11 protein-coding genes and 1 pseudogene are annotated in these 22,294 nt (G+C 72.8%); 4 read left to right on the forward strand and 8 right to left on the reverse strand.

Going from position 1 to position 22,294, the window contains the following annotated elements:
* Window positions 1-169: 169 nt before the first annotated feature.
* Window positions 170-952, reverse strand: coding sequence for a dioxygenase family protein (locus JGS39_RS16555; protein WP_219569869.1), 783 nt, complete (start codon window positions 950-952; stop codon window positions 170-172).
* 135 nt (window positions 953-1,087) lie between these two features.
* On the opposite strand from JGS39_RS16555, the gene JGS39_RS16560 reads away from it, so the two are divergent.
* Window positions 1,088-1,600 carry a MarR family winged helix-turn-helix transcriptional regulator gene (locus JGS39_RS16560; RefSeq protein WP_219569870.1) on the forward strand — a complete coding sequence of 171 codons (513 nt, stop codon included), beginning with the start codon at window positions 1,088-1,090 and terminating at the stop codon, window positions 1,598-1,600.
* 115 nt (window positions 1,601-1,715) lie between these two features.
* Here JGS39_RS16560 and JGS39_RS16565 read toward each other — a convergent pair whose 3' ends face one another.
* Window positions 1,716-3,248, reverse strand: a complete 1,533-nt coding sequence (locus JGS39_RS16565) for an MFS transporter (RefSeq protein WP_219569871.1) — start codon at window positions 3,246-3,248, stop codon at window positions 1,716-1,718.
* Between the two features lie 224 nt (window positions 3,249-3,472).
* Window positions 3,473-4,135 (reverse strand): TetR/AcrR family transcriptional regulator, encoded by a 663-nt coding sequence (locus JGS39_RS16570; RefSeq protein ID WP_219569872.1) that lies wholly within the window; start codon window positions 4,133-4,135, stop codon window positions 3,473-3,475.
* A gap of 269 nt (window positions 4,136-4,404) precedes the next feature.
* On the opposite strand from JGS39_RS16570, the gene JGS39_RS16575 reads away from it, so the two are divergent.
* Window positions 4,405-5,682 carry a M6 family metalloprotease domain-containing protein gene (locus tag JGS39_RS16575; RefSeq protein WP_219569873.1) on the forward strand — a complete coding sequence of 426 codons (1,278 nt, stop codon included), beginning with the start codon at window positions 4,405-4,407 and terminating at the stop codon, window positions 5,680-5,682.
* 109 nt (window positions 5,683-5,791) lie between these two features.
* On the opposite strand, the pseudogene JGS39_RS16580 reads toward JGS39_RS16575, so the two are convergent.
* Window positions 5,792-7,261: pseudogene (locus JGS39_RS16580) on the reverse strand (class I adenylate-forming enzyme family protein); the annotation flags it as partial.
* A gap of 334 nt (window positions 7,262-7,595) precedes the next feature.
* Between JGS39_RS16580 and JGS39_RS16585 the strand changes: the two are divergent.
* Window positions 7,596-8,219, forward strand: coding sequence for a VOC family protein (locus tag JGS39_RS16585; protein WP_219569875.1), 624 nt, complete (start codon window positions 7,596-7,598; stop codon window positions 8,217-8,219).
* A 36-nt stretch (window positions 8,220-8,255) separates the two neighbouring features.
* Here the strand turns inward: JGS39_RS16585 and JGS39_RS16590 are convergent, their stop codons facing one another.
* The gene (locus JGS39_RS16590; RefSeq protein ID WP_219569876.1) at window positions 8,256-8,735 is read right to left on the reverse strand and encodes a hypothetical protein; all 480 of its coding nucleotides are present in this window, start codon (window positions 8,733-8,735) and stop codon (window positions 8,256-8,258) included.
* Window positions 8,736-8,842: 107 nt separating this feature from the next.
* Between JGS39_RS16590 and JGS39_RS16595 the strand changes: the two genes are divergently transcribed.
* Entirely contained in the window at window positions 8,843-9,778 is a 936-nt protein-coding gene (locus JGS39_RS16595) for an alpha/beta hydrolase (RefSeq protein WP_219569877.1), read from the forward strand.
* An 83-nt stretch (window positions 9,779-9,861) separates the two neighbouring features.
* Here JGS39_RS16595 and JGS39_RS16600 read toward each other — a convergent pair whose 3' ends face one another.
* The 3 genes from JGS39_RS16600 to JGS39_RS16610 are packed head-to-tail and all read right to left on the reverse strand — an operon-like array spanning window position 9,862 to window position 22,290.
* Window positions 9,862-10,938, reverse strand: coding sequence for an alpha/beta hydrolase (locus JGS39_RS16600; protein ID WP_219569878.1), 1,077 nt, complete (start codon window positions 10,936-10,938; stop codon window positions 9,862-9,864).
* Window positions 10,935-13,334: a thioester reductase domain-containing protein gene (locus tag JGS39_RS16605; RefSeq protein WP_219569879.1), complete on the reverse strand. Its 2,400-nt coding sequence runs from the start codon at window positions 13,332-13,334 to the stop codon at window positions 10,935-10,937. Before JGS39_RS16605 ends, JGS39_RS16600 begins: the two co-directional genes overlap by 4 nt.
* 34 nt (window positions 13,335-13,368) lie before the next feature.
* Window positions 13,369-22,290: an HAD-IIIC family phosphatase gene (locus JGS39_RS16610; protein ID WP_308120461.1), complete on the reverse strand. Its 8,922-nt coding sequence runs from the start codon at window positions 22,288-22,290 to the stop codon at window positions 13,369-13,371.
* Window positions 22,291-22,294: the final 4 nt, after the last annotated feature.

Genomic DNA, 22,294 nt, shown 5'->3' on the forward strand with positions numbered 1-22,294 from the left:
TGGACAGAACACCTAGGGCGTGCCCTAGGCCTCCCGTCTGGATCATGCCGGGCTCGCGGGGCCCGGCACCCCGGCACCCGCCCCGCCCGGGGCAGGCCCGGGCGGGGCGGCTCAGTCGGCCTTCTCCCGCGCGCCCGGCTGAGCCGGGGCGGGCCCGGGCGCGCCCGGCTCAGCCGAACTGCACCGAGCGCTTGGCCAGCCCCATCCAGAACCCGTCGATCACGCTGCGTCCCTGCCCCAGCTCCTGCTCCGCGGCCCCGAGCGTGACGAAGAGGGGGGCGAAGTGCTCGGTGCGCGGGTGGGCGAGGCGGCCTGCCGGGGACTTGTGCTCGAAGTCCAGCAGCGCGTCGATGTCCTGCGCCTGGAGCGCGCGGTGTCCCCAGTCGTCGAACTCCGCGGACCAGCCGGGCACGCCGCCGCCCGTATGCCGCAGCGCGGCCAGGTTGTGCGTGAAGAAGCCGCTGCCGACGATCAGGACGCCCTCGTCGCGCAGCGGCGCGAGCTTGCGCCCGATGTCCATCAGTTTCTGCGGTTCCAGCGTCGGCATGGAGATCTGCAGGACCGGGATGTCGGCCCCGGGGAACATCTCCACCAGCGGGACGTACGCCCCGTGGTCGAGGCCGCGGTCCGGGATGTCCTGGACCGGCGTACCGGCGCCGCGCAGCAGCTTGCGGACGCTCTCGGCCAGTGCGGGGGCGCCCGGCGCGGCGTACCGCACCTGGTAGTAGTGCTCGGGGAAGCCCCAGAAGTCGTAGACGAGCGGGACCGTCTCGGTGGCTCCCAGTGCGAGCGGGGCCTCCTCCCAGTGGGCGGAGACCATGAGGATGGCGGTGGGGCGCGGCAGACCGGCGGACCAGGCGGCCAGCTCGCCGGGCCAGACCGGGTCGTCGGCCAGCGGCGGTGCGCCGTGGGAGAGATAGAGGGCGGGCATGCGCTCCGCGGTGACTGTCATGGCACTCCCCATCCACTGCTACTCAAGGTAAGTCTTCTACCAGGACTTTCGACAGGGACTTTTCTTTAATCTTCAAGTTCCTATCTCTGGAGACCTTAGCTCTATCTAGTTCAACTTTCAAGAAAAGGTCGTACAGTGGAGTACATGACCACGGCATCCACCGGTGGGCCGCGCTGGCTCACCGACGAAGAACAGCGCGTCTGGCGTGCCTACCTGCACGCCACCACGCTCCTGGAGGATCACCTCGACCGCCAGTTGCAACGCGATGCCGGCATGCCGCACATCTACTACGGGCTGCTCGTCCAGCTCGCCCAGGCGCCCCGCCGTCAGCTGCGGATGACCGAACTGGCCAAGAACGCCAAGATCACCCGCTCCCGGCTCTCGCACGCCGTCGCCCGGCTGGAGAAGAGCGGATGGGTGCGCCGCGAGGACTGCCCGTCCGACAAGCGAGGCCAGAACGCGGTCCTCACCCAGGAGGGCTACGAGATGCTCCGCCGCTCGGCCCCCGGCCACGTCAGCGCCGTACGCCAGGCGATGTTCGACCGGCTCACGCCCGAGCAGGTACGCACGCTCGGCGAGATCATGCAGGTCATGGCAGCCGGGCTACAGCCGGAAGGCACCGACGCGGACCTCCCCTGGCTCCGCTGACCACACCCGCGCGCTCCCCCGCACACGCCTCTGCCCCGGCTCCGTGGATACGGAACCGGGGCAGAACTCGCTTCACGCCCCGTCACGGGAGTGACGGAACCTCACGGACGGGCGCTCAGTGCGCGACGACCGGGATCTTGAACTCGTCCTCGACGCCCTCGGCGTCACCGGAGCCGGTGCCCCCGGACGTCGTGGTGGCCGACGGACGGCCGGCGTTGATGAAGGTCCCCGCGATCGCGGCGGCCACCACCAGGATGCCGACGGCCCACCAGATGGCGCCGGTGAAGCCGTGCACCATCGACTGGAGCTTCAGCTGCTCCGGGTCGGTGGCGCCGAGCGCGGCGTGCGAGGTGGCGTACGCCGTGGCGGCCGAGGCGGCGATGGTGTTGAGCAGCGCGGTGCCGATCGCACCGCCGACCTGCTGCGAGGTGTTGACCATCGCGGAGGCGACACCCGCGTCACGCGGCTCGATGCCGTGCGTGGCCAGCGACATGGCGGGCATGAACGCCGTACCCATGCCGAGACCCAGCAGGAGCTGGCCCGGCAGGATGACCGCCGCGTAGGACGAGTCGATCTCCAGCTGCGTCAGCAGCAGCATGCCGACGCCCGCGAGCAGGAAGCCGGGGGCCATCAGCAGACGGGCCGGGACCCGCGTCATCAGCCGGGCGCCGATCTGCGTCGAGCCGGTGATCATGCCGACGATCATCGGCATGAAGGCGAAGCCCGTCTTGATCGGCGAGTAGCCCTTGACGACCTGGAGGTAGTACGTGAGGAACAGGAACAGGCCGAACATCGCGATGACGGCCAGACCCAGCGACAGGTAGACGCCACCGCGGTTGCGGTCCATCACGACGCGCAGCGGGAGCAGCGGCGACTTGACCTTGGACTCGACCAGGACGAAGGCGAGCAGCAGCACCGCGGAGGCGACGAACGTGCCGATGGTCAGCGTGTCCGACCAGCCACTGGACTCGGCGCGGGTGAACCCGTAGACCAGCGCGACCAGGCCCAGGGCGGACAGGACGACGCCGGGGATGTCGAGCGACGAGCGGTTACGGCTGCCGGCCGGCTCGCGGATCACGAAGTACGCACCGGCTGCGGCGACGATCGCGAACGGGATGTTGACGAAGAACGTCCAGCGCCAGTTCAGCGTCTGGGTGAGGAAACCGCCGAGGATCAGGCCGACGGCGCCACCGCCACCGGCGATCGCCCCGTAGATGCCGAACGCCTTGGCGCGCTCCTTGGCATCGGTGAACATCACCGCGAGCAGCGAGAGGGCCGCCGGGGCGAGCAGCGCGCCGAACACACCCTGAAGGGCGCGGGAGCCGAACAGCATGCCCTGGTTCTGCGCCGCGCCACCGAGGGCGGACGCCAGCGCGAAGCCGATCAGACCGACGACGAAGGTGCGCTTGCGGCCCCAGAGGTCGGCGATCCGGCCCCCGAAGAGCAGCAGTCCGCCGAAGGCGAGTGCGTAGGCCGTGATGACCCACTGCTTGTTGGCATCGGTGATGCCGAGGTCCGTCTGGGCGTGCGGAAGCGCGATGTTCACGATGGTGGCGTCGAGCACGACCATCAACTGCGCGAGTGCGATGAACGCCAGCGCTTTCCAGCGACTGGGGTCCGGGAGTCGGATATCAGCTGTTTTTGACATGGGAGTAGCCACCTAAGGACGCGCGAGAGCGCGCGAGGTCGTGAACCGTGCGTTCGGTGAGGGCCGGGCGAAAGCGAGGGCCGGACTGGCCGGACTGGCCGGACTGGCTGGGCTGGCTGGGCTGGCTGGGCTGGCCGGACTGTGGTCAGGAAGAAGAGGGAGGAGGGGGTCGCGGTGTCGCGGACACGGGGCCGGGCGTCCGGTTCAGGAGCCCGGCGCGCCGGTCAGGCCTGACGCCGCAGGTCCTCCAAGGTCGCCGCCGTTCCGGGGAGTACGGACCGGGCCGGGGTCTCCAGTCCGTCCAGGAACAGCTGGATGTGGCGGTGGGTGAACCGGTCGATGTTCAGGCAGGCGATGCCCGGCAGCGGCCGGGTGAGCTGGGAGAGGGCGACCAGTACGTCACCGACGGCGATGTCGGTACGCAGGCGCCCCGCGGACATGGCGCGCTCGACGAGTCCTTCGACGGCCTCTTCGAGGCGCCGGCGCTCGGCGAGCAGTTCGGGATGGTCCTTGTCGAAACCGCCGGACAGCATGGGACACAGGGCCCCGATCCGTTCGTCGGCCGCCGCGTGCACGAAGCGGCTGAGCGCGACGAAGGGATCCCGCTCCTCGTTCGCGGCCTCCTCGGCACGGTCGGTGGTACGGGAGGTGACCGCGAGGACGACCTCATGGGTCAGTGCTGCCCGGTCGGGGAAGTTCCGGTAGAGGGTGGCGTTGCCGACGCCGGCGCGGCGGGCGACCTCGTCGAGCGGCACATCGGGGCCGAACTCGACGAACATCTCGCGCGCCGCCGTCACGATCCGCTCCCGGTTGCGCAGCGCGTCGGCCCTCGGTTTGGGCGTACGCGGCTGCGCGGTTCCGGCTGCGGTGCGGGTGACGGTGTCCACGGCGGCACTCCTTCTCTTCCGGTGTTCGTAACTCCGGCGACCCCTCCATGTAACCGGGGACCGCCTCCCCGTTTCGCAGGGAACACCAGTGCAAACGGGGAAACGATCCCCGGTTATTTCCCGGGCCGATGTGACCTGCGCCACATGCAGCGAAGGGAAAAAACCAACCGATCGGCGCACCCAACGCGCGGCGCCGCACCGCCCGGCCAATGCTGATCGACAGAGCGCAGTCGGGGTCGGCCGACTGCCGCGGACCCGAAGGCGCCTCTATGCAGCAGCCCCGCCACCGGATACGCAAGCACCGCCACCCGGTGGCCCTCGGGGCAGCAACGGCCCTGGTCATCGCCTCCCTCGCCTCGGCGAGCAGCACCCTCCCCCTGCCCAGCCGGGCCTCCGCCGGTCCGATGACCACCAGCCAGGCGGCGGGGCTCGGCCCGTGCCGGATAACGGCGGCCATGGGGGTGCAGATGTCGGAGGGCATGCCCACGCAGCCGGGCTACGCCCGTTCCACCGGCCAGGTCCACGCGTTGAACCTGATGATCGACTTCCCCGACGCGCCGGGGAAGGAGCCGGCCATGGACCGGCTCGCCGAGTTCTTCCCGCAGACCACGGACTGGTTCCGCACCAGCTCCTACGGGCGGCTCACCTATGTACCCGAAGCGCCGGTGAAGACCTGGCTGCGGATGCCGCTGCCGTTCGCGGAGTACGGCATCGAGCGCGGGTCACCGTACGAACCGGGCTACCGCCACCTCGTCCGGGACATCGTCGCCGCCGCCGACCCGATGGTGGACTTCACCGCATACGACCTGGTCAACATCCTGGTCACTCCGAACGCCGGCCCCTCGGCCCTGGACACGGTGCTGTCCGTGACCTTCTCCGGCAACGACGACGCCCCGTACGCGGACGGCGTCCCGCTCTCCAACACGTCCTTCGTCTACAGCCGCCAGGACGACGGCTCGGGCTCGTACCCCCAGACCGGCTACCGCGTCCTGCCGCACGAGAACGGCCATGTCTTCGGCCTGCCCGACCTCTACACGATGGAGGGCGGGGGCTCGGTCGGGCACTGGGACATCATGTCCGAGGACTGGGGCGCCAACAACGACCTGCTGGGCTGGCACAAGTGGAAGCTCGGCTGGCTCGACAACAGCCAGATCAGCTGCGCCGCCCGGCCCGGCACCAGCGACCACGTCCTGGAGCCGCTGGCCACCCATGGCGGCACGAAGCTGGCGTTCGTACCGCTGACCGCCGAGTCCGGCTACGCGGTGGAGGTGCGGACCCAGGCCGGCAACGACCAGGAGGTGTGCCGGCCGGGCGTGCTGATCTACAAGGTGAGCTCGGACGTCGACACCGGTCAGGGGCCCGTGTCGGTCACGGACAGCACGAAGGACAGCAGCGGCTGCACCCGGCTGCCCAACGTCCACGCCGAACTCTCCGACGCCCCGTTCCAGCCCGGTCAGTCCTTCACCGACCGGGCCAACGGGATCAGCATCTCGGTGCTCGACAAGGACTCCAAGGGCGACTACCGGGTACGCATCACCCGCCTCTGAACTCGCCTCTGCACCCGCCTCCGCACCCGCCTCCGCACCCGCCTCCGGCCGTCTCCCCCGATGGCCGCGGGCTTCCCGCCGTCGCTTACGCCTCCGCGCTCTCTGCCTTCCGGCCGACGACGTCGGCCCGTCCGTCATGGATCACCGCCAGGTCGCCGGTACGGAACCAGCCGCCGGTGAACGCCTTCGCCGTGGCCTCCTCGTCCCGCCAGTACCCACGGGCCAGCGCCTGGCCGCGGAGCCACAACTCGCCGGTCTCCCCCTCGGGCAGCGCCTCGCCCGCCGGACCGGCGATCCGCACCTCCGTGCTCGGCGTCGGCCGCCCCGCGCTGCCCGGATGGAGCCGGTACTCGGCGCCGGAGTTCGCCATGACCGCGCCGCCGGTCTCGGCCGGCCCGTACCCGTTGTACGGCTCGATCCGCTCCCCGCGGGCGGCCAGCCGCGCGACCAGGTCGTGCGGCGGCGCGGACCCGCCGGTGTCGAGCATCCGGAGGCTCTCCGGCCGGTCTCCCGTCCGGTCGGCCTCGGCGAGCAGGTCCAGGGCGGTTTCCGGCGTCCCGGCGTAGTTCGTGACGCGGTGCTCCCGGATCAGCCGCAGCGCCTCCTCCGCGTCCCAGTCGCCCATTAGGACGACGGAGCCGCCTGCCGACATCGCGGCGTAGAGGCTGCTGAGCGCGGCGACGTGGAAGAACGGGAACGTCAGCAGCGTGACGGGCGCGGACTCCTGCCCCGGGACGGCTCCCCGCCCGAGCGCGGAGGTCGCGGCGTGGAACCGCGGGTTGCGCGCGGCGCCCGCCTGGGCGAGCTGGGTGGCGACGATCCCCTGGGGCCTGCCGGTGGCACGCGGGGCGTAGAGGATCGTCGCGTCGTCCTCGGGCCGGGCCTCGACTTCGGGCGGCGCGGCGAGCGGATCGGGCGCCGGCAGGTCCTCGTACCGCTCGACGTGGTCCTCCGGGGCGCGGCGGTGGTCCTCGGCGTGGAACACGACCACGCGCGCCCCGGCCTTCCGCGCCCAGTCCGCGACCGGCGGCAGCCGTTCGCCGTCGACCAGCAGCACCCGGGGCCCGGAGTCGTCGAGCGCGAACGTGAACTCGGCCTCCGTCCACCGCGGGTCCAGCGGGACGGCGACCAGGCCGGCCAGCTGGGCGGCCCAGAACGCGATCTGCCACTCCGGACGGTTGCGCATCGCCACCACGGCCCGGTCGCCCGGCCGGAGCCCGTACGTATCGCTCAGCCGGCAAGCCAGCGCGGACGCGGCGGCGAAGAACTCCCCGTACGCGTAGCCGCGCTCCCCCGCGACCCCCGACATCAGGAACGGCCGGTCCCCGAACGCCCATGTGGTCTCCACGAACTCACGGAGCGTCCTGGGCCCGTCCGCGTACATCAGTGAGCCCGCCTGCGGCCCGTCCTCGGCCCGCACCACGGCGAACGGACCGCCGGGACCGGCCAGTGCGGCGTGCACACGGGCCGCCGCCGTGGCCGCGGCCACGGACTCGGCCACGGACTCGGATTCGGCGGGCGAGGGAGGTGTGACCGGGGTCCGACCGGGATGAGGCACGAACGGCCTTTCTGGGCGCATGCTCACGATCTTGGCGACGCTAGGCCCGCCCCCACAACCCGTCAAGGACGCCCTCCGTACCCCGCCGCCCGGCACCCGACGGGCGCCGCGTCGCGGTCAGCCGTTCCTGTCCCCGAAAAGTGCGAAAACGCCCCGGGGCGGCCAAGGCCGAAAGCCGCGCAACGAGGTGCGCGCCCAGATGTTCAAGGCACACAGCGAGCGGACGCCGACTTCGCTTTCCTTCACCGTCACCGGCTGACACCCCGGGGCCGTACGCGGTGCCCGCGAGGCCGGTGGCCGAACCGGTCAGGGATCGAGAAGCACCGGTGGCGGAGCCGCGCTTAGCGTGAAACACATGACCTTCATCGAAGCCCTCACCCTTGAGGTGGCCGACACCGCCGCCGCCCACCGCTTCTACTCCGCCCTCGGCCTGGACACCCGGGTGGGACTGCGCGCCTCGGACGCTCCCACGACCGGATTCCGCGGATTCTCGCTGTCGCTCACGGTCTCCCAGCCGGCCGACGTCCGCGGCTTCGTCGACGCCGCCCTCGCCGAGGGCGCCACGGCGCTGAAGCACGCCACGAAGTCCTTCTGGGGCTACGGCGGCGTCGTCCGGGCCCCTGACGGAACCATCTGGAAGATCGCGACCACCGCGAAGAAGGACACCGCCCCGGCCACCGGACGGATCGACCAGCTGATCCTCCTGCTGGGCGTCGACAGCGTGACCGCCGGCAAGCGCTTCTACGTCGAGCGCGGCCTCACCGTGGCCAAGAGCTTCGGCAGCAAGTACGTCGAGTTCGACACCCAGGACGGCCCCGTCAAGCTGGCTCTGTACGGGCGCCGGGCCCTGGCCAAGGACGTCGGCGTCCCCGTCGACGGCACGGGTTCGCACCGTCTGGCCCTCGTGGGCGACTCCGGCGCCTTCACCGACCCGGACGGGTTCGGCTGGGAGGCCGTCTCCCTGACGACCGCGCCCTGATCGCACCGACCGGGCGCGCGGACGCCGGGCCGGGTGTCAGGCGGGCCACGCGGAGCGGCCGGAGAGCAGGGCCCGGGCGGCTTCCTGGGTGGCATCCATGTCGAAGCCGTCGGTCTGCCAGGTGGTCGCGCGCATGCTGCCCCGGTTCCGGTAGGAGCGCACGATCCTCATGTGGTCGCGGCGTCCCACGAAGGCATGCAGATCCCGCTCCGTACGCCAGACGGAGATCGAGCCCGACCGCGGCCGGAACGGATCGGGATCCACCCACAGCCACAGGCCGACCGCGCCCTCCAGGTCCTGCCAGATCCGCCGCAGGGCGATCCCCTCCACGGTGACGCCGAGCGCGGTCAACGGCCGGTGCGGGGTGAACTCGGTGACGCTGACGACGGCCGCGCCGTCCGTACCCCCGTCACTCCCGCCGCTCCGGCCCTTCCCGTCACTCTGACCGTTCACTCCGGGCGCGATGTCCGCTGCGGGGCCGGGCTTCCACGGTGTGAACCAGAGGGTGGCCGACATGGTGTTCTCCTCGTGAGAGCGGGGCTGTGGACTTCCCCCCACCTATAAAAGCACGGTCGTTCGTGCTAACTTATCATGCTCCGGATACCTATCGAGGAGTACTGGGCATGGTCCACACCGAGACACTCGCCAGCGCCGCGCTCAACACCGTGTCCCGGGTCTCGGGCGGACTCGCGGGGGCGGGGACCTACGCCCTGTTCCACATGCCACTGGCCCGGAGCAGAATGCGGAACTCGGAACGGGAGCTGTTCGGCAAGGCGGACGTCCGGCGGCTGAAGGTCAACGGCAAGCTCGCGGTGACCTACCGGTGGGGCGACGGCGAAAGGCCCGTCCTCCTGGTTCACGGCTGGCAGTCGCGCGGCTCGCGCCTCGCGGACTTCGTCCCCGGCCTCCTCGAACGCGGCTACAGCGTCATCACCTTCGACGCGCCCGGCCACGGCGACGCCACCGGCCGCAGCACCACGATTCTCGAGTACCGCGACATCATCACCGGACTCCAGAACGAGTACGGCGAGTTCGAGGCCGTGGTCGCGCACTCGCTCGGCGCCCTGGGCTCGTTCTTCGCGTTGCAGGGCGGGGTGACGGCGAAGCGGGTCGTCACCATCAGCGGGGTCTGCGACTACGACTACCTGATCGAGGAGTTCTCCTCCGCCCTCAAGCTGCGCCAACCGCTGAAGGCGCAGCTGCACCAGCGCGTCGCGAAGAACCTCTTCCCCGGCATGCCGGCCGAGCTGACACCGTTCTCCGCCGTGAACACGGTCACGGACCTGGAGCCCCCGCTCCTGATCATCCATGACGAGGACGACACGAGGATCAGCGTGAAGCAGGGGCGCCGGCTCGCCGCCGCGTTCGGCGGGCAGGCGCGGCTGATCATCACGAGCGGACTCGGGCACCGCCGGATCCTGGGCGATCCGGAGGTCGTGCGCACCGTCCTGGACTTCGTCGAGCACGGGCCGGACCGTTCCACCGACGCGGCCACCGAAGCGGACGCGGACGCGGACAGCAAAGCAGCCGCGGACAGCGAAGCGGCCGCGACCCAGTGATCGCGGCCGTGCGGGCCGGCACCTGACGGCGCTGCCCGCACGGCCGCCTGGCCCCCGCACGCCGCCGGTGCCCCCGCGCACCGTCAGGCGTGTGCGTCGAGGAAATCCAGGATGTGCCCGAACACGTCCAGTGCGGCGCCCCGGCCGACGAACGTGTCGAAGTGGCCGTAGCCCGGGATCTCCTCGTACCGCACGTCCAGTTGTGGCTGCCGGGCGGCGAGCACCTCGTGGCAGAGCTTCTGGGAGTCCAGCCACATGCCGTTCTCGCTGCCGGAGACCAGCAGTACGGGGCAGTCGATCCGGCCGGCCTGATCCAGGGCGTTCTCGGGCAGCGCCCGGTACCGGTCGTCCCCCTGATTCCAGCGCACCACACTGCGGGCCAGCGCGACCCGTCGCAGGTGCGGCAGGATCCACAGCGGCGCCGGGCCGAGGAGCTGCGCCAGGCGTTCATGGGTGGCGTCCGACAGGTTCTCGTGCACGAACAGTGACGCGCCCACGCACCAGGCCGAGTTGGACAGGATCTGACAGGTGGGGTCGGGACAGCTCGCCCCCTTCGACGCCAGGGCGAACAGCGGGGTGTAGCGCGACCAGAACCCGACCTTGCGGAAGTCCACCGGGATGTGGTCGAAGCGGGACCGGAACAGCTCGCCTGCCATCGTCATCTTCAGCGAGGTCCGGGCCGCCAGCTTGGGCGTCAGGAACACCCCCTGCGCGACCACGCCCGCGAGGCCCGGCACCAGCCCCGCGGTCATGCTCATCGAGAGCGAGAGCGCGCCGATGCAGTGCGCGACGGCGAACAGCGGCCGGTCGCCTATCTGTTGGCGGATGTACGCGACCGCGGCGGGGATGTCGTACAGCGCGACATCGTCGTACGTGTAGCGGCGGCCGGTCTCGTTGTACGGCAGCCGGCAACTGCCCCGCCAGTCGAGCAGCCACGGTTCGTACCCCTCGTCGAGGAGCACGTCGACGAGGTTGCGGGTCTCCGGTTGCAGGAACATGTCCGACGAGGCCGTGTGGCCGTGCAGGAGCAGCACCGCGGGCCGGTCCCCGCGGCCGGTCCCGACCCGGGTGAGCCCCAGCCGGGTGCCGTCGCCCGCGCGGAAGGGGATCTCCTCGACGACGGTCTCGTCGAGGCGTGTGTACAGGGGCCGCAGGATCATCGCTTGCGCTCCGTCGGGGTCGGGTGCCGGCGTAGGTCGAGCAGGTCCGCGCCGACCCGGGCGAAGGGGCCGAGCAGTCCGCGGCCGATCTCCAGGCCGAACCAGGCGAGCCAGCTCAGCTTGGCGAGCCGCTTCTCCTGGCTGGACAGGCGTGGATCGACGCGGATGCCGTCGACCTGGTCCCGTACGTAACTGTCGGAGGGCACGACGATCTCGCCCTCCAGCATCGCGGGTTCGTCCTCGCGCCCGAGCTCGATCGTCAACGCGCGCGTCTGGCGCCACAGGTCACGCCGCGCGTGCGCGGACTTCCTGCCCTCCAGCCACCACCCCCCGCCCTCGGCGTCACGCAACCGCAAGCGGTAGCGGAGCAGCGGATGGTGCACACCGTGCACCAGCGGGATGCCTTCCTCGGGACGGACCCACACATCGCCCTGCTCGACCACGAGGGGTTCCGGGTGCAGGAGGGAGCAGGAGAGCTCGCCCCTGACGTCCACCCGGCGCTCCTTGACCAGTTGGTACATGCTCACGATGGACAGGGTGAACGCCGCGGAGCACGGGGTGTCCGCGGGGCCGCCGACCGGGCCCAGGCTGCCCCGCATCGTCTCGGGGAACCACAGATAGGGCTGGTCGGCACGGTCCGGGAGCCGGGCGAGGCCGTCCCCGGCCAGCCGTTCGAAGGTCTTCAGCTGCTCCTGCATGCCGTACCGGGTCGAGGCGGGCAGGTTCTGCGCGGCGACGAACGCCTCGGTGCGCTCACCGGTGGCCGCCGGGCCCATCAGGGTCGCCTCGCACAGTTTCACGGCGGTGGGACTCGCCAGGACCCTTGCCAGGAAGTCGAGTTCCGCGATCGGTTCGTCCCGCAGCCGGGCCATGACGTCGAGCCGCCATTCGTCCCAGTCCTGGACGCGCACGTTCATGCCGCCGAGCTTCATGTCATGGACCACGTCCGGCAGGGAGTTCGGCGTACCGCTGAGGTGGTAGTTGTAGCCCCAGGCGTCGGGCTCGCAGATCGCGGCGACCGCCACCCGGCTCACCCAGTCCACCGGTGCGGCGTTGAGATGGCTGAACGCGGGCACCGTACGGAACCGGCTGAACACGGACATCATGCCGCTGCTGAGGTCCTGGGGGTTGCTGGCCCCCGTCCTGGTGTGCCCGCCGATGCCGCCCGGCCGCAGCAGTGTGACCACGAGACCGTGTTCGCGGGCCCGCCGGAGCGCGGCCTCCGCGGCCCACTTCGACTTGTCGTATCCGGCGACCAGGCCGTCGATGTGCGCGACGGGGTCGTCCTCTCCCATGGACTCGATGCCGATCTCGTTGAAGACCGCGATCGAGGAGATGTGGTGCAGCGGCTTCGGCCGTCCGGTTGCCGCCAGTTCCGCGAGCGTCAGGGGCCCGATCACGTTGCTCTGCCGCAACGACGGATAGCCGCGCAGGAAGTCGACCGCCGCGGCCACGCTCACGACGGAGTCCAGCTCCCCGGCCAGTTCGTCCCAGCGTTCGTCCGCCAGACCGAGGCGCGGCAGGCGGAGGTCGCCCGGCAGGACCGTCACCCGTCGGCGGATCTCACCGGACCAGGGCAGGGAGAACCGCTTGAGCGCCGCGCCGAGCCGTTCGGTGCCTTCGGTCTCGTCGGCCGCGCGCACCAGGCAGAACACGTGTGCGTCGCTGTGCCGCAGCAGATCGAGGAGCATGTGGCCGCCCAGGAAGCCGGTCGCCCCGGTCAGCAGGACCTTGCGGGGCGGAACGGCCTCCGGCCGGCGGGCCCAGGGCAGACCGTCGGCGAGGGCGAGGTCGGCCAGGATCAGTTCGAGGTCCGCATCTGTGCCGGCATCGGTACGGGTATCGGGATGGGCACTGGGGTGGGTACCGGGATGGGTATGGGCCCGGGCTCCGTGCGTCAGGGCCGGCAACGCCCGCGGTGCGGACCCTTCCGCCGGGAGCGCGCGTGCGGCGAGGCGGCGCGGTCTGGCGTCGGCGAACACGTCGTCGAGGCTGAGTTCCACGCCGAAGTCCCGGGCCAGGCCGGCGACGAGCGCCACCGCGTCGACCGACGTTCCGCCCGCGTCGAAGAAGTCGGTGTCGGGCCCCATCGCCCCGCCCGGCAGCAGGCGGGCCGCCTCGGCCGCGATGATCTCGGCCAGCCGCGCCACCTCCCCACCGGCCGTCGGAGCGGCCGCCACCCCCTCGGCTGACGGCCCGGCGTCCGTCGGGGCCGTCGCCGAAGCCGCCGGGGCCGTTGCCGAGGACGTCGGGGCCGCCGGGGCCGTTGCCGGCCGGACCCTGGCCAGCAGATCGGACACCGTCAGCCGGCCTCCGCCCCGCTCGGCCGCCTCATCCGCCCGCTGCTGCCCGGTACTTGGGCGGCGTCGTGGCACGTCCTCGTTCACTTCCCCCATGGTGCGCCTCTCAGGTGTGCACTGCCTGGTGTCATCACTGCCGCCACGACCGGAACGCGCGCAGCCGCTCCGGGGTGGTCGCGGCCTCCGGGCGGCCTTCCGGGTCGCCTCCGCCGAGCGCCGCGACCAGGCGGCGCGCCGGTACGTTGCGCGGGGTGTGGTCCGCCGTCATGCGGACGGTGGCGCAGCCGAGTCCCTCGGCACGGCCCGCCAGCCACTGGAGCACCCGCTCCTCCACTCCGCGGCCGAGCACCCGGCAGCTGAGCAGCCAGGCCAGGACCTCCAGCCGGTCGCCGTCCGGGCGCAGGGCCAGCAGGCCGATCCGGCCGTAGTCGCCGAACCGGTCGCGGGCCGCGACGGTCCAGACCTCGCCCTGCTCCTGCCATCGCCCCAGGTCGCCCCCGTCCGCCGACCGCGCGCGCAGGGTGAACTGGTTGGTACGACGGATGAGCTGGGCGGCTCGCAGGCTGCCGGGCTCCTCCAGGGGCCGGATGTCGAGGTCCAGCTCCAACTGGTCGAGGAACGTCTCGAAGCCCGCTTGCTCCCGGGCGGCGTCCCGGGCCCGCTCCTGCTCGTAGAAGCCCGCGCGCAACGCGTCCTCCACCGTGGCCGCCGCGGGCACCAGGGGCCACAACACGGCCAGGAACGACTCCAGTTCGCCGCCCGCGGGGCAGGAGACGGAGAGCACCTCGGGCAGGGCGGACCGCATGGCGGCGATCTCGGCCGGGTTGTCGTCGAGGTAGAGGAAGCTGTCGAGGCCGAGGTTCAGGGCCCGCGCCGCGGCCTCCAGCCGGCCGGCCTTGCGGCCCCATCCGGCGTCGAGCACGCTGAAGTGCTCCGCGCGCAGCAGACTGTCCGGCCGATCGAGCACGGCGCGCACGGTGTCCTCGTCGTTGTTGCTGACCAGGACGAGCAGGACCCCGGCTGCCCGCCACTGGAGCAGTCTGCGGGCCAGGAGGGCGCGGGCGCCGCCGAGGTCCACGCTCTCCGGCCCGCTCTCCCCGGCCACCCCGCCCCACAGCGTCTCGTCGCCGTCCACCGCGATCACCTTGGGCGGTGGACGGCGGACCGCGGTGGCGACGTCGGCCACGGTGAGGGCCACGGCTGCCTGGAACTCGGGGCTGAACGGCAGGTGTGCCAGCTCGTCCGTCCTGCCGTCGAACCGGTCCTCGACGGCGTGGCGGCGGGTCCAGTCGTCGGGGTGCAGGACCGCGATGCCGGGCAGGTCCGACAGCAGGGAGGCAACCTCGCGCTCCCATCGCTCGTGGCGGTCGTCCGGCCGGGCGGACGGCAGGAACCCGACGATCAACGGCAGTCGCGTCCGCTCGGACAGCGCCCGCAGGGCCGCCGCGTACTCCGTGCGGAGCTCGTCGAGCAGCGCGTCGTTCACCGGCCCGAACCGTTCCAGGTCGGATGCCCGCAGCAGGACGGCACCGAGCTCCGTCGAGGCCTCCGTGAAGACGCCGGAAGGGTCCTTGAGGGCTGCCAGCACATGGTGGTACGGCGCCTCGGCGACCTGGGGCGCGGTGGCCTGCGGGTCGTCGGACACGCCGTCGGCCAGAGCCGCTTCGCACAGCAGCGGCAGGTCGCCCAGCGCGAAGGTGGCCGCGACGGCGAGCGAGCCGGGCCGCACCGGCGGCGGGCCCCCGGGTACGGTCCCGGGCGCTTCCCCGCCCACGTCCCGGGCCTCGTTGCCGCCCACGTTCCCGGCCTCGTTGCCGCCCGCGTCCCCGGCCTCGGACGGTGCGGCCGGGTGGGGCGCGGCAAGGTGCGGTACGGCCGGATGCGGTGCGGCGGCGGCCGGCGCCGGGAGCGCTGCCCGGGCCGGAGCGGCAGGGTCGTCGGCCGCCTCGTCGAGCAGCCGGAGGAAGTCGGCGGCGAGCCCGGCGCAGGCCGCCCCGTCGATGATGTCCAGGTTGTGGTCGAAGCGGAGCCGGCCGGCGTCCGGCATCATGATGATCATGAGGTCGAGGTCGGAGTGGCCGGTGCCGGCCGGGAGGACTTCGAGACGGCCGAGTTCCGCCGTGGACCGTACGTAGTTGAAGTAGACCTCGACCATCGGGGCGTTCTCCCGGTGCAGCCCCTGGGCGGCGAGCACCGGCAGGGTGTCGGAGAACATGGCGCCCTTCGCGAGGACCCGTTCGAGGCGGCCGTCCGTGCGGCGGAGAACCTCGTCGATCCGCTCGCCAGGCCGGGCCTCGGCCGGGAACGGCACCGGCACGCCGAAGAAGCCGACCGCGCCGGCCGCGTCGGCATGGATGCGGGTGTCGACCGGGACGGCCAGCACGAACCGGTCCCGCTGCCGCTCGCGGGCGAGGAGCACCGTCAGGGCGCCCAGGCAGAAGGCGGCCGGAGTGATCCCGAGCTGTCGTGCCCGGGACGCCACCCGGTCCATGAGGCCCTCGGGAATCTCCACGGTCAGGCTGCCCGACCGGAAGGAGCGCACCTCCGGCCGGGCCCGGGTGAGCGTCAGATCGAGTCGGCGGCTGCCGGTGAACGCGTCCCGCCAGGCAGCCGCCGCACCGTCCGGCCCGGCGCCGGACCGTGACGCGTCCGGGGACGCCGCCTGTGCCGCGAGCAGCAGGTCGACATCGCGGTTGGAGACCGCGTCGCCGAGCGGCGTACCGGACAGTTCGGCATCGATCTCGGCGGCCACGAGCAGCAGCGACTGCAGATCGCTCACCGCGTGGTGGGCCCCGATCAGCAGGGTCTGCTCCACGCCGGCGCGATCGATCAGCTCGAACCGCCACAGGGGTGCGGCCGTCAGGTCGAAGGGAGGAGCGAGCAGCTCGCTCAGCCGGTCCCCGGCTTCCCACTCCTCGTCGGGTGCCTGATCCGACCATCGCAGCAGAGGACGGTCCGGGGCCCGCTCCACCCGCAACTGCCGCTCGGATCCAGGGCCGTTGAGGATTCCGGTACGCAACGCGGCATGGCGTCCCGCGAGGCGCGCGAGGATGCCCGCGAGCTGCCGGCGCGTGGTCGGCCCGGTGAGCCGGAACGCGAGACCGATGGAGTGCGCCGCGCTCGGGGTGCCGTGCTGGGCCGCGCGCAGCAGCCGGACCACATCACGGGTGGCCGGCTTCAGTTCGGCCTCGGGCACCGCCTGGTCGTCGCCTGCCTCGGTCCGCCCGGCGGGCTCCGGGGAGGTGGCCCGCCCGGCCAGCGCCGCGTACAGCTCCTTGGCGAGAGCGTGACTGTCGGCCGCGGAGAACATCGCCGAGGCGGCCAGCTCGACCCCGGCCTCACGGCTGAGCGTGTTGCGCAGCCGTACGATCATGAGGGAGTCGAGCCCTAGTTCCTTCAGGCCTCCAGCCGGGACGTCCGTGGCGGTGTGACCCGTCAACTCACCGATCCTGGAGCGCACATGGGCTTCGAGGAAGGCGATCTGCTCCTCCTCCGTCCCAGCGGCCGGCATCCGGTCGGGCAACATCCCGGAGGCGTCCCGCAGTCCGGTGGGAGGCGCGATAACGCCGTGCAGGAGCGGACGCGAGCGGGCCAGGCCCGGGTCGCGGGCGAACGCCTCCCGGTCGAGCGAGAGCGGCACCAGCTGTCGCCGGGCGGTGGGCAGCACCCGGTCGAACAGCTCGCCGCCCTGCTGCGAGGAGAAGGCCACGAGCCCCGACCCGCCGGCCGCGGCCGTGCGCGTCGCCGATGCGGCGACCAGGCCGGCCTCCGCCCAGATACCCCAGTCGAGGCTCAGGGCCGGCCGCCCGGCGAGCGCGAGATGGTGCGCCCAGGCGTCCATGAAGGCGTTCGCCGCGGAGTACGGGCCCTGACCGGCCGAGCCGAGCAGGCCGGCCGCCGACGAGAACAGGACCAGCGACTCCGCTTCGGGCACCAGCTCGGTCAGCAGCGCGGTGCCGAGCACCTTGGGTGCCAGCACGCGTCCGATGCGCTCCGGCGTCAGGCCGGGCAGCGTGGCGTCGTCGAGCACACCGGCGGCATGGATGACACCGGTGACCGGACCGCAGGCCGCACGCAGCGCGTCGAGGGCAGCTCGCAGGCCCTCCCGGTCGGCGACATCGGCCCGTACGAGCCGGACGGTGACCCCGTCCTCCCGCAGCGCGGCTATCCACCGTGCCGTGCCCGCATCGGGTGTGCCCCGGCTCAACAGGGCCAGCCGGCGAACCCCTTGACGAACCAGGCGGCCGGCCACGACCCGGCCGAGGCCGCCGAGACCGCCGGTGATCAGATACGTGCCGTCGGGCCGGACCGCTCCCGGGCCCGACCGGTCGGGGCTCGTGTGCACCAGCCTCGGCACGAGCCGGCCGCTGTCCCGAAGGGCGACGAGACGTTCGTCGTCCGCGTGCCACAGCTGGGTCCACAGCGCTTCCTCGCCCCCGTGGGCCGGCAGGTCGATCAGCGTGGTGTCCAGCTCCGGATGCTCCTGCGCCACCGTGGTTCCGAAACCCCAGCCGAGCGCCTGCTGAGGATGGGTCACATCCGTGCTGCCGGTGGCGGCCTGGCTGCCGCGGGTCACCAGGAACAGGCGCGGGGACCGGCCGTGCGAGCGTTCCACGAGCGCCCGGACCAGGTTCAGGGTGCTGACGCAGCACAGCCGGGCGGCCTCCGCCGCCGTCGCGTCCGAGTCGACCAACGGGGCGTCCAGCCCTGCCAGATGGACCACCCGCTCAGGCGGCTCCGCGGCGAAGGCCTCGTCGAGCAGCCGTGCCAGCTGCCGCGGGTCCTGTGGGTCGGCCGTGCAGCGCCCCGGCGCGTCGACGGCGTAGGCCCCGCCCGCACGGACGACCACGTGCGGGGTGGTGCCGAGGCGGCGGGAGAGGTCGTCCGCCACGCCCGAGTCGTCGGCCAGGATCAGCCAGCTTCCCCGGGCCGGCTGCTCCCGCGCGGCGGGCCGGGGCTGCCAGCACACCTCGAAGAGTGCTCCGTCCAGCGGGGACAGCGCGGCCAGCTCGAACTCCGCTATCTCCAGCACGGTTTGCCCGTCCCGGTCGAGGAGGTGCAGGTCGAGCGTGACGGTGTCCCCGTCCACGGCACGCAGCCGGCAGGCCGCCCAGACGGGTGCGGTACGCCGTCCGGTGAAGCGCAGGCGCCCGGTCCTGCGCGGCACGAAGGCCCGGCCCGAGGGGGCGTCCCCCACCAGAGCGGCGGTGTGGAAGGCCGCGTCGAGAAGCGCGGGGTGCAGCAGATGCCCCGCGCCGGGTGTCCTCGCCAGCCGTCCGAGCGCCCGGGTCCGTCCGCTCCAGCCCTCCTCCAGGAGGCGGAAGGACGGCCCGTAGTCGATCCCGAGAGCCGCCAGACCGGCATAGGTACCGGGCACGTCCGCCGGCTCGGCGCAGTGTTCCCGCAGCTCGGACAGGGACATGGCGGCGTCCGCCCCGGCCCCGGCGGTCAGGGGTACGGCCCGGCCGCCGGCATGCCGTACCCAGGGCGTCCGCCGGTCACCGGTCCGCCGCGAGGCGATGGCGAAGTCCCGGACGCCGTGCGCGTCGGCGGGCCGCAGGACCAGTTGCAGCCGGACGGGCAGGTCCGCCTCCAACGGGAGCGGTTCCTCGAACACGACGTCAGCCAGCTGGACTTCGGCCGTCTCCTGGAGCGATGACGCCGCTTCGAGAGCCATTTCGAGAAAGGCGGCGGCGGGCAGCCGGACGGTCCCGGCGACCTGGTGGCCGGTCAGGTAGGCGAACCGCGGATCGCGCAGGTCGACCAGGGTGTCGAAGAGGTGCCGGTCCGGCTCGTCGCTGGACTCGACGTGTACGTCGACGAGTGGCGTCCCGTCCCAACCGGCCGGACCTGACGGTGCGGCCTCGGTCCAGTGGCGTCGCGCGTCCCAGGCGTACGTCGGCAGGTCCGCCGCGGGTCCGCCGGGCACGAGGCGCCGCCAGTTGATCTCCACGCCCGCGGCGTGCAGTTCGGCCGCGGCCCGGTCCAGGCAGGCGGGCCCGTCCTCGTCACGCAGCAGGGAGCCGACGGCGAGCAGGTCGCGGCCGGTCTCCTCGACGACGGCCCGGGTGGCGGTGACCAGCGCCGGGTGCGGGCTCAGCTCGACGAAGTGCCGGTAGCCGTCGGCCGCCATGCGCGCGACGGTGCGGGCGTAGCGGACGGGCTCGCGCAGGTTGCGGTACCAGTAGCCGGCCTCCAGCGGCTCGTCGGGGACCGGTCCGGCCAGGACCGTGGAGTACCAGGCGATGGGTGTGGGGTGGGTGGTGATGCCTTCCAGGTCGGCGAGGAGGGACGCGCGCACGGGCTCGACCTGCGCGCTGTGCGAGGCGTAGTCGACGGCCAGCCGGCGGACGAACACTTGCTCCCGTTCCAGCCCGGCGAGGAGGGCCTCCAGCGGCTCCGTGTCACCGGCCACCACCGTCGACGTACCGCTGTTGACCGCGGCCACGGACAGCCGCCCGTCCCACTCCGCCAGGCGCGCCTCGACGTCCGCCTGCGGCAGGGTCACCACGGCCATCCCGCCGCTACCCGCAAGCGACGTCAGGGCCTGGGCGCGCAGCGCCACCACGGCCGCCGCGTCGTTCAGACCGATCGCTCCGGCCACGCAGGCCGCGGCGGCCTCGCCCTGGCTGTGGCCCACGACGGCGTCCGGCCGTACCCCCCGGGCCCGCCACACCGCCGCGAGCGAGACCATGACGGCGAACAGCGCCGGCTGGACGACATCGACCCGGTCGAGCGACGGCGCCCCGGCGTCACCGCGCAGCACCGCGAGGACGGACCACCCGGTGTGGGGGCGCAGTGCGGCGTCGCAGCGGTCGATCTCGTCGGCGAACAGCGGGGACCGGTCGAGCAGATCTCGCGCCATCCCGGTCCACTGGCTGCCCTGACCGGGGAAGACGAAGGCCACCTTGCCCCGGGCGAGCGGCTGCCGGGGCGCACTGACCAGTTCCGGCGCGGCCTCTCCGGCGGCCAGGGCACGCAGCCCGCTCAGCAGTTCTTCCCGCCGACGCGCGACGACGACCGCGCGCTGCTCGAAGTGCGTGCGGTGGTGCGCGAGGGTCCGGGCAAGGGCAGGCAACGGCAACGAGGGATCGGCCGTCAGGGCGTCGAGGAGCCGCTCGGCCTGCCCGCGCAGCGCGGGCATCGTGCGGGCCGACAGCGGGAACAGCACGGCGGGCGGCTCGGGGGCGTCCTGGCCGTCGCCGGACGAGGCCACGGCCCGCGGGTCGTCGCCGGACGAGGGCTTGGCCTCCGCCCCGTCGCCGGACAAGGCAAGGGCCTGGGCCTGGGCCTGGGCCTGGGCCTGGGCCTGGGCCTGGGCCTCCCGACCGTCGCCGGACAAGGCCAGGGCCTCCGGCGCCTCTTCGAGGATCACGTGGGCGTTGGTGCCGCTGATGCCGAAGGCGCTGACCCCCGCGCGGCGGGTCCGGGCGCCGCGCGGCCATGGCCGTGAACGGCTGCACAGTTCGAGGCCGCCGGCCGCCCAGTCGATCTGCTCGGTCGGGGTCTCGGCGTGCAGCGAGGCCGGCAGCCGTTCGTGCTGCAGCGCCAGCACCGCCTTGATGACGCCGCCGATGCCCGCGGCGGCCTGCGCGTGGCCGATGTGGGACTTCAGCGAGCCCACGAGGAGCGGCCGGTCCGCGGGGCGGCCGGAACCGAAGACCCGGGCCAGCGCCCGGCCCTCGATGGGGTCGCCCAGCGCGGTGCCCGTGCCGTGCGTCTCGACGTAGTCCAGGTCGCCGGGGAGCAGACCGGCGGCGTCGAGCGCGGCCCGGACGACTCGCTCCTGCGCCGGGCCGCTGGGGGCGCTCAGCCCCTGGCTGCGGCCGTCCTGGTTGACGGCGGAGCCCCTGATGACCGCGAGCACCCGGTCGCCGTCGCGTCGCGCGTCGCCGAGCCGTTTCAGCAGCACGAGGCCGCAGCCCTCGCCCCACACGACGCCGTCGGCGTCCTGGGCGAACGGCCGGCACTGCCCGGACGCCGACAGTCCGCCGAGCCTGCTGAACTCGACATGGCCACGCGGGCTGACCATCAGCGTCGCCCCGCCTGCCAGGGCCAGGTCGCACGAGCCGTCGAGCAGCGCGCGCGCCGCCAGATGGAGGGCCACCAGCGAGGAGGAGCAGGCGGTGTCGACCGTGAGGGCCGGCCCCTGGAGGCCGAGCTGGTACGCGATCCGGCCGGAGGCCACGGCGGACGACGTACCGGTGCCGACGTACCCGTCCAGTTGTTCCATCCGGGCCGCACCCAGATATCCGCTCCCGTACAGGCCGACGTAGACGCCGGTGGAGCTGCCGTTCAGGGACGCGGGCAGTATCCCGGCCCTTTCGAGCGTCTCCCAGGCGGTCTGGAGCAGCAGCCGCTGCTGGGGGTCCATCGCGGCCGCCTCCTGGGGCGGGATGCCGAAGAACTCCGCGTCGAAGCGGTCGATGCCGGTGAGGAACCCGCCCCGCAGCGAGTACGCCTTGCCCACGGCCTCCGGATCGGGGTCGTGGAGCGCCTCGGCGTCCCATCGGCCGGCCGGGGCGTCCGAGACGGCGTCCACGCCGGAGTCCAGCAGCCGCCACAGTGCCTGCGGATCCTCAGCGCCGGGAAAGCGGCAGGCCATCGAGACGACCGCCACGGCGTCGGCCTCCGGGGCCACCTGTCCGGCGGGCCCGTGCGCCGCGGCCGGCCCGGCTGCGGGCGTCTCGCGTGCGGGGACCGGCCGCCCGGCCGCGGACGGCAGGCCGGGTCCGGCGTGCGAGACCGCCCGGGCGATCGACGCGATGGTGGGGTGGTCGTAGACGAGTGTCGGGTCCAGCGCTCGGCCGAGAGCCCTGGAGAGGCGCACGCCCAGCGTCATCAACTCGCGCGATCCGAGGCCGAAGTCGGCCATCGGCCGGTCCAGCCCGACCTGTGCCGGCTCGATGCCGGCCGTACGGGAGACGGCCTCCGCCAGCCATGCCTCGATGTCCTCGGGCGTGGGGTCGGTGAGGGGGCGCACGGCGGGATCGGCCGGGCTGCCGGACACGCTGTCGGCGGAGCCCCCGGACACGCCGGGCGCGTCGGACACACCG

It is taken from the genome of Streptomyces poriferorum, from assembly GCF_019399235.1.
GTDB lineage: Bacteria > Actinomycetota > Actinomycetes > Streptomycetales > Streptomycetaceae > Streptomyces > Streptomyces poriferorum.